General features: G+C 54.6%; 6 protein-coding genes and 1 CRISPR repeat array. All 6 genes read right to left on the bottom strand.

Features of this window, described 5'->3' with window-relative positions; genetic code table 11:
• Window positions 1-54: 54 nt before the first annotated feature.
• Window positions 55-2251: direct repeats of the CRISPR family, unit length 28 nt; unit sequence GGATCATCCCCGCGGATGCGGGGAGCAC.
• A 207-nt stretch (window positions 2252-2458) separates the two neighbouring features.
• The gene (gene cas2e / locus CI601_RS08345; protein WP_121915056.1) at window positions 2459-2842 is read right to left on the bottom strand and encodes a type I-E CRISPR-associated endoribonuclease Cas2e; all 384 of its coding nucleotides are present in this window, start codon (window positions 2840-2842) and stop codon (window positions 2459-2461) included.
• Window positions 2843-3009: 167 nt separating this feature from the next.
• A complete protein-coding gene (gene cas1 / locus CI601_RS08575) occupies window positions 3010-3423 on the bottom strand; it encodes a CRISPR-associated endonuclease Cas1 (protein ID WP_229131900.1) in 414 nt (137 codons plus the stop codon).
• A 139-nt stretch (window positions 3424-3562) separates the two neighbouring features.
• A complete protein-coding gene (cas6e, locus tag CI601_RS08335; protein ID WP_121915055.1) occupies window positions 3563-4252 on the bottom strand; it encodes a type I-E CRISPR-associated protein Cas6/Cse3/CasE in 690 nt (229 codons plus the stop codon).
• A 9-nt stretch (window positions 4253-4261) separates the two neighbouring features.
• Window positions 4262-5059 carry a type I-E CRISPR-associated protein Cas5/CasD gene (cas5e, locus tag CI601_RS08330; protein ID WP_121915054.1) on the bottom strand — a complete coding sequence of 266 codons (798 nt, stop codon included), beginning with the start codon at window positions 5057-5059 and terminating at the stop codon, window positions 4262-4264.
• Between the two features lie 7 nt (window positions 5060-5066).
• Complete coding sequence (gene cas7e, locus CI601_RS08325) at window positions 5067-6215, bottom strand: type I-E CRISPR-associated protein Cas7/Cse4/CasC (RefSeq protein WP_121915053.1); 1149 nt, start codon at window positions 6213-6215, stop codon at window positions 5067-5069.
• Between the two features lie 103 nt (window positions 6216-6318).
• Window positions 6319-6909: a type I-E CRISPR-associated protein Cse2/CasB gene (gene casB, locus CI601_RS08320; RefSeq protein ID WP_229131901.1), complete on the bottom strand. Its 591-nt coding sequence runs from the start codon at window positions 6907-6909 to the stop codon at window positions 6319-6321.
• Window positions 6910-6919: the final 10 nt, after the last annotated feature.

Genomic DNA, 6919 nt, shown 5'->3' with positions numbered 1-6919 from the left:
CCCCGCGGATGCGGGGAGCACCGACTGGAAGACCAACCCACAGACACAGGTGAAGGATCATCCCCGAGGATGCGGGGAGCACCAGTGCGTTGACTAGCTGTATCGCCCCTTCAATCAGTGCGCCCACGCTGGGATCATCCCCGCAGATGCGGGGAGCACTCCAGGACCACGCCTCCGGGACGGCATCCGGCCGGATCATCCCCGCAGATGCGGGGAGCACCGACACCGATATCACGGTGCGCATCTACAACGAGGATCATCCCCGCAGATGCGGGGAGCACTGCTTGTCTGGCTTGTCCTGGGCGTTGATCCGGGGATCATCCCCGCAGATGCGGGGAGCACAGGGTCAGCTCCGTGTCATTGGGAGACAGCTTGGGATCATCCCCGCAGATGCGGGGAGCACGAGGCATTGACAACAAGGAGGTTGTCATGAACAGGATCATCCCCGCGGATGCGGGGAGCACGGATACATGTACCGCAGGAACGAGTCTACGCCGGGATCATCCCCGCGGATGCGGGGAGCACGGTCCATTTGTTATTGGAAGCGATCTGCTGGAAGGACCATCCCCGCGGATGCGGGGAGCACAAGGCGCTTCATAAGCCGATACTGCACATCCGAGGATCATCCCCGCGGATGCGGGGAGCACATGAACGAGAACAAGGTGCGGACCAGGAAGCAGGGGATCATCCCCGCGGATGCGGGGAGCACCGACTGGAAGACCAACCCACAGACACAGGTGAAGGATCATCCCCGAGGATGCGGGGAGCACCAGTGCGTTGACTAGCTGTATCGCCCCTTCAATCAGTGCGCCCACGCTGGGATCATCCCCGCAGATGCGGGGAGCACTCCAGGACCACGCCTCCGGGACGGCATCCGGCCGGATCATCCCCGCAGATGCGGGGAGCACCGACACCGATATCACGGTGCGCATCTACAACGAGGATCATCCCCGCAGATGCGGGGAGCACTGCTTGTCTGGCTTGTCCTGGGCGTTGATCCGGGGATCATCCCCGCAGATGCGGGGAGCACAGGGTCAGCTCCGTGTCATTGGGAGACAGCTTGGGATCATCCCCGCAGATGCGGGGAGCACGAGGCATTGACAACAAGGAGGTTGTCATGAACAGGATCATCCCCGCGGATGCGGGGAGCACGGATACATGTACCGCAGGAACGAGTCTACGCCGGGATCATCCCCGCGGATGCGGGGAGCACGGTCCATTTGTTATTGGAAGCGATCTGCTGGAAGGACCATCCCCGCGGATGCGGGGAGCACAAGGCGCTTCATAAGCCGATACTGCACATCCGAGGATCATCCCCGCGGATGCGGGGAGCACATGAACGAGAACAAGGTGCGGACCAGGAAGCAGGGGATCATCCCCGCGGATGCGGGGAGCACCGACTGGAAGACCAACCCACAGACACAGGTGAAGGATCATCCCCGCGGATGCGGGGAGCACAATATCCTTCATCGTTCTTCCCTTGCTCTCTCGGGATCATCCCCGCGGATGCGGGGAGCACCAGCCTCGTCGGGATTGTCTGGAGCACCCTTAGGGATCATCCCCGCGGATGCGGGGAGCACTCTGGGAGACATCATCAGGGATATAGGCCATACGGATCATCCCCGCGGATGCGGGGAGCACATAAAACTCCCATATGTCGCCCACCCGTGGGACGGATCATCCCCGCGGATGCGGGGAGCACCAGGGCGGCGCATCCAGCCTGGCCAACCTCGCCGGATCATCCCCGCGGATGCGGGGAGCACCGACGGAATTGGTAGCATGTATACCTACTGAGAGGATCATCCCCGCGGATGCGGGGAGCACATCATAGCAAAGGAGACGAGGTTGAAGCTCACAGGATCATCCCCGCGGATGCGGGGAGCACTCGGTCATGAGAGTGACCTCCAAGGGCGTCACGGGATCATCCCCGCGGATGCGGGGAGCACCATCGTGACATGTCCAGGTAGGTTCGTTTCGCAGGATCATCCCCGCGGATGCGGGGAGCACTCATGCTTTCTCCCTTGGCCCGAGTTCCCAGTGGGATCATCCCCGCGGATGCGGGGAGCACCACAAAGACGAAGGCAGCCGATTTCGGCTTCCCGGATCATCCCCGCGGATGCGGGGAGCACTGAGAGCGGGAAGGCCGAATGATGAGATGGCTGGGATCATCCCCGCGGATGCGGGGAGCACGGGTCGAACGGCATGTATCCGAACGTCCGCAGGGGATCATCCCCGCGGATGCGGGGAGCACACTTAGAAATCCTTGCAATCCCAACAATATAATAGACAAGATCTCTATTTTTTAATGAGTTTGCATTTCGAGCCCTCTCTATTCCCGTCTCAGCCGCTGCAATTCAAACCATCTACACTGAGCTCCTTAGCCATGCACTCACCCAGTAATCAGTGCTCAGCACTCATCGGTAAAGCTCGTTTGAAAAGTACACAAGTCCGGTTGCGCTCAGCTGGAGCGCGAGCGACGGAACCTTGCCGCACGTCTGTACTTGCTGGCATTGCTCCAACCAGTCCGACGGTATCGGTTTCCACCACCTGCGGATCTGCCATCGCCACCATCAGCAGGCTTCTCCATAAGAGCCAATCCCTCACAGTCTACGGGGTTCCAATCCGAGCGATGCACCTTGAAACTCAGATGCTGCTCATTGCGGGCGGAATAGACCATAATGGCCTTGCCGGTTCGGATTTGCCCTGTGATGCGTTCCCAAAGCCGGTCCCGGACCCTAGCGGTGACGTGGCCAACGAAAACTCCAGAGGCTATCTCTAGGAGCCATCGAGTCAAATCCCCGCGCAGACCCACCGGGCATGCCGTTAAAACGACGACCACCATCAGCTCATCTCCTCCTCTTCATCTGCATAGGATCTCCCGGCTGGGACGCCGCCGACCTTCTCATCCCAGAGCTCCAAGATCCCACCATCTTCATCGGAAGAGGAAGAAACAGGTGCCCCAAGCAGCCGTGGAATATCGCGAGCCATCCGTCGCATGAGCGAGAGGTCCTAGACGGCATCACGCATGGCATGCCGGGTAGCCGACCCGATGTCATCAGGTTGCTTTGCAGCAGTTTTAAAAGCTACAGGAATCGATATCTCGGCCTTGTACAGATCAGCCACGTCATAGACAAAGGAACGCTCATGGCCAACATGGACGAATCCCAAACCTGGCGAACATCCAAGCGCTACAATCACCGAGTGAGCGATACCGTACAAGCAGGTATGAGCAGCCGACAGGGCCTTGTTGATCTCGTTTCCGGCATCGAAATCCTCATGATCATAGGTTCGCTTATCCCAAGCTACGCCAGTCAGTTCCGACCAGTGACGGTAGACCTGCCGAACTCGGGCTCCTTCACGTCCGCGCAGCTGCTGCATGGTACAAGAGCTGACATCCTCGTTGAGGAAGCGCATCTGGTACATAGCCCTCGCGAGTGATAACGCAGTGCTCGAAATAAGCAAAGGAGAGCCTATCCTCGGCCCGCACCAGGTCACCCAATTCAGGAGGGGGACTGCCGGGAATCTCGGTTCTCCCGGCAGGCCCCATAGACTGATACATAAATCATCGGATCGGAGCCACCGTCAGCAGTCCGCATCCGAAACTCTTGGCCCTGCCGATGCCCTGCCGCAGGCAATGCTGGAAAGCTTGAGCATCGGTTACACGGAGCTGTCCATCAAATTGGGCCGTGATCAAGGTGACTTTGCTGTTCCCATGAGCGAACTGCTCCTTGCGGCGTTGGGAAACGACACAGGATAGTCCAGCCTCCTCTTCAGAGCTGCCTAGGAGGGCAAATCCGTTGCGCTCGCTGCATTTCTTCAGCCATGACAACTGTTTATCTATAGTGACATGGCCCATCACTTTGCCGACCACTGCAGGATTTGGCCGTTTGCCCATGTCCTTATAGACCTTTCTTGCAGGATTGGCCCGCAATCTGAAAGCCCACTCCTGCCCCTTGGCTATATGAGTGATCAAGGGCTCGTAATCCTTCACCTCCCACTCGGCTCGGGTAGGCCAGCCAGCCTGCTCAACGATGTGGGTAAAATCAGGCCGTTCTGGACTTACCACATACAACCAGGTCGAGTTTCCGTCACGGGAGAAATCCAATCTCCACAAGATACGTCCTTCATCGCTCTTACGAACAACACCCGGCGGGAAGGCATTCTCTACGGCGGCATGAAGCCTGTAAGGCGAGGAGATCAGTTGCCTGGCCGCAAACCGCGCGGTGTTTAGCGGTATTCTGGATATATACATGCCTGCCTCCTAAAAGAACGACATCGGATCATGATCCAGGACGGCTTCAGCACCTTTCTCGTCAGGATCCGGACCATCCGGGTTGGGAATCTTATAGCGATTGACTGTGCGGACCGCATACTTGCGAGCGGATCCGAAGCTCACCGGAATGTCGACCTGGGAAGAAATCACCCCGTTGCCTGCATCAGGGGCGCAGTCCTCATCGCAGACCACTTCCAGCTGACGGCCCTGATGGCGCTTTTTGTACCAATCAGCCGCTATCCATCGGTAAGTACGCAAAGCCTTATCTATACGCTCTTCTTGCACCAAACCAAGCGATACAGGGTAATCCGGTGGGCAGGCCCTGCGGCCCAAATACAAAGACCACCGAGGATGACGCAAGGCCTGGTCTAAACCTTCCAGAAGCGCAGAATCTGCACCAAGCGCCACTAGGAATTTTGCATCTGATAAGTAGTACCGATGAGTAACTAATCTGTTGCTCTTATTTTTCTTGGGTTTTTTCTTATACCTGAAGCTTCCGTCTTCCTCGCTCACTTCAATTTTGACAACATGATTATTGGCAGTTTGCTGTTTTTGCTCCGCAGTCTGCATATCATTAACCAACCTTCCCGGCTGATCGATGCGCACCCCAAAATGCAAACGTAACAAATCTTCGATTTCGTCGCCACGAAGCCGGCCTTGTGCTGAAGCTAGCAAACCAATTATGGCACTTTTTGTAGGCTCTGTACCGGTATGTCTAGTCTGGAAACGCGATGAGCTCCCCCACGATTGCAATGGCCCGGCCAGACGCAGTAACAACACGCTCATGGCTATCCTAACGACTCTGCTCGTGCTGTTTCAGCTCATTCTTCGTTTCAGCACCGACTTGATTGATCAAAGTCGTCAAACTAACCAAGTTCTCAGTCGACTCCAAATCCTCCGGTGAAACAATGGTGCTGGTAACCCAAGTATGTTTAGGCTTCTCATCATAAGCCTTTTCAATCCTATGCAACTCGTCAATCAGTCGGAGACAGGCTATCTGCGTTATTGATTTATCTTCGCTAGCTTTCACAGGCTTTTCAAAGGCTTCCACTGCATTGATAGGCTGATTGTCTCGGAATGCAACGATGCATGTCTCAGGCAGAGTCCTGTTACCGTATGAGTTCTGCTTACCAGTCGGCATCGATCGAATGAAGGCTTCCACAAAAACTGAGGCTGCCTTTGACGTAACTTCTATATTGCCAAGCTGTTCTCGCAATGCGGTAAGATTCACATTTGCGTAGCGATAAAGAGTAGATGAGTTGAATCCAACTGAATCCATCATGGCTGCTCCCGCGTTATCGTTTTCCGAGCAATCATCTTTCGCAGTGAAAAAGTCATACTCCGGCCTGATCGCATCCACGGAAATGGCATGGGCAACTTGAGCGCTGGCATCCGTATTCAAATCGGGAGCATCTGCCAGCATGCGACCGAACAAAGCGATATCCACCGCCTGTTCATTATGAAATATGTCCGCCATCTCCTTTTGCATATCAGTATCGAGTTTCTGCGTGGGTTTCTTGCCTTGATCCATCCATTCCAAAGCAAGTGCAGCCAATCGCTTTATTTCAGTATTGGCAAGGAAGACCAGGTAATCCGTAACCGGTTTGCCGCTTGCAGCACCAGCCCTCTTGGAGGGTTTGGTCTTTATACCGATAGCTTTCAATACCGCAGACGCGTATTTTGATGCCTTTTCTGCATCGCACTTAGGGCGTTGTTCTAGCATGGAGTCCACAATCAACTGAACAGCATTCATAGTCCGCTTCCCTATATGGTCTTTGCCCATACGCACACAAAATGTGTGCCGCATAGCCCTCTTCCAGGCCTGGCTAGAAACTCGAGAACGCAAAACACCTCCATACAAGGCTGCTTTAGGATTGCCGGTCTCGTCTCGATTAATGTTGCTCGGAGGAACATTCTGAATTGCATAGATATCCATGTACATGGCATCTTCTCCTTATTCTTGTTTTATCTATCAGCTTTGTCTTCAGCCCTTGATCTCTTATGTGAGAACATATAGTTGAACTGTATTTGTTATATGATGGCGATTATTCTTCTGAAGATCGGTCCTTAGCATTTGTCTGATTTACCTGAGCATTGAAATACTCACGAGCCCACCTATCAAAGGCCGAAGAACTGCTATTAGGAAATTGCAAATCATACAAATCGCGAGCGAAGCTGTTGTAGTCTAACGAAACACTCTGGCCCCGCATCATGCGTATCAATGAATATAAATGATGCCTAATATTGTCAAAATCAGGGAAATCCTCCATGGACTGCAATTGTTTGAGGATTGGGGTGACTTTCGACCCTAAGTCGTCTTGTTTCCCATCTATTTCAAAGCAGGCATGACCAAAACTATGCAAATTTTGCGGCCCAACATTGTTGGCCTGTTCGGACATGGCTCCGGTTGTATCCATACGGCCGGGCATCCATGCCATGGCTTCAGATTTTGATTGCTGATGCAGTGCATACACCTGCAGTGAAGTAGCGATGGCTCTGATTTCAGGTTTTATATAATAGTCGCTTTCATCGGTCGGATCACCCAAGGTCTCTCGCGGCCAATCACTGTATAAATCAATACCCACACTTAACCATCGCACCGCTCCAGTATCCAAGCCTTTCCTCAACAAAGCCATGCGGCCCCTA

Origin of the sequence: Bifidobacterium sp. wkB344, assembly GCF_003688305.1 — a bacterium.
GTDB lineage: Bacteria > Actinomycetota > Actinomycetes > Actinomycetales > Bifidobacteriaceae > Bombiscardovia > Bombiscardovia mizhiensis.
This window is presented reverse-complemented; position numbering and strand designations above follow the sequence as displayed.